Source organism: Streptomyces flavofungini (assembly GCF_041028215.1).
Lineage (GTDB): Bacteria > Actinomycetota > Actinomycetes > Streptomycetales > Streptomycetaceae > Streptomyces > Streptomyces flavofungini_B.
The window spans coordinates 1-1751 of the sequence record NZ_JASKYR010001151.1; the positions used below are offsets into that span (position 1 = coordinate 1).

The following is a 1751-nucleotide window of genomic DNA, read 5'->3' on the forward strand; positions in this document are numbered from 1 at the left end:
GGTACGTGGTGGGTGTGGCCCGCCGTGGTGGATGTGCCCCGCCGTGGTGGATGTGGCCCGCGGCGGTAGGCGGAGCGCGGGCGGAGGCCTGGCCGCGCGGTGGGCGCTGGACGGCTCGTACAGCTCGCGCGGCTCGCCCATCTCGCATGTCTCGCATGTCTCGTGTGTACGAGCGCTGGGACTCCGGCCGGTGCGCGGGGCGCGCCCTTGCCGTTCGCCCATCCGGGATGCCGGGTCCCGCACGGATCCCCGGTCAAATAGGCAGTGCTGTCCGGGTCGTTGGGGTTTCGTCCGGTACTGCCTCGGTACGTGGAACGCCCCTGGGCGGGGCGTGACCCCATGGACAGCACCGGTGGGGCCGACGGCCCTGCCGTGCCCGTGGTTTTGGTGATTAGGCTGGGACAAGGCGCGACACAAGAACCCACGAGTGGGCCGTGCGCGTCCTCAACGGGGAGAGCCAGGCGGATCGGACGACACGAACGGTCGCCCCCCACCACGGCACGAGGGTGCTCGACCACATCAGGAGGCATTGTGAACAGCGATCGGGACGAGATCCGCGGGGGCTGGGACTCACCCGTCGATGATCAGTCCGACGCGGAGTCCGCTGCCGAGACGACGGGCGAGTTCACCATCGACTACGCGCCGCCCGCCTGGTACACGCAGAACGCTTCCGGCAGTGCCGGGGAGTCGCCTTCGGCGCCGCCGGTCTCCACTCCGCCGGTCTCTACTCCACCAGCCTCTGCTCCGCCCGTCTCCACTCCTCCTTCTTTCGATCCGCCCTCGTTCGATCCGCCTGCGGCCGAGACTGCTCCCGCGGCGCCTGAGGCGCCTGAGGCGGCTCCCGAGCCGCCTCCCGTGGCGCCCCCGGCACCGGCTCCCGTGCCGTCGTTCGCCATGCCGCCCGCTCCGTTGGCTCCGCCCACCGGGCCGGTGCCGCCGATCGGCGCCGACACGGAGTCGTCCGGCTCTTCCGGCTCTTCCGGCTCTTCCGGCTCGGTGCCGAAGCTGCCCGTGGGGAGTGGGTTCCAGCCTGCGACCCAGGACGAGGGTGTCGAGAAGCAGGATGTCGAGGAGCGGGACGTCGAGGAGGAGGACGTCAAGGAGGAGGGCTCGTCCGTCGCCTCCGGCGGTGGCGCCACCGACTGGGGCTCCGCCCTTGCCGGGCCCGCCGCCTCCGTACACGTGACCGGTGTCGTGCCGAAGAACGAGGTCGACGCGCTGGCCGGGGCCAAGGACCAGGCCGAGGACCAAGCCGAGAACCAGGCCGAGGACCAGGAAGAAGCGGCAGAGGTAGAGGTAGGGGCGGAGGGGCCGGAGCAGTCGGAGGGCGGCGATGCCGCCGCTGAGGAGACTCCGTCCGTCGCCGAGACGGAGCCGTCGCCTGTCCCTGCTCCCGCTCCCGCCCCTGATCCCGCTCCCGCTCCTGACCCCGGCAGTCTGGTGGGGGGTGGTGACCTTGAGAGCGGGGCCACCATGCGGTTCTCCGCGCGTGCCCTGAAGCGGGAGATCGAGGAGCGTTCCGCCGCCGAGGGTCAGCCCGAGCCTGTTGCCGGGCCCGTTGCCGAGGCCGAGCCCGTTGCCGAGCCCCTTGCGGAGCCCCTTGCGGAGCCCCAGGACAACGACGGGGTGCAGGACTCCGTTCCCGCTGCCTGGGCCACGCCGCCGGTCGCGCCGCAGAACGGGCTGCCGCCATTGCCGCCCACCTACCAGCCCGCGGCTCCGACCGCCGCGCCGCAGTGGCCCGCGCCCAC

At 72.5% G+C, this 1751-nt stretch carries 2 pseudogenes; both read left to right on the forward strand.

Features of this window, described 5'->3' with window-relative positions:
- Positions 1-339: 339 nt before the first annotated feature.
- Positions 340-612, forward strand: a pseudogene (locus tag AB8Z36_RS39260) (hypothetical protein); the annotation flags it as partial.
- A 399-nt stretch (positions 613-1011) separates the two neighbouring features.
- A pseudogene (locus AB8Z36_RS39265) lies at positions 1012-1751 on the forward strand (hypothetical protein); the annotation flags it as partial.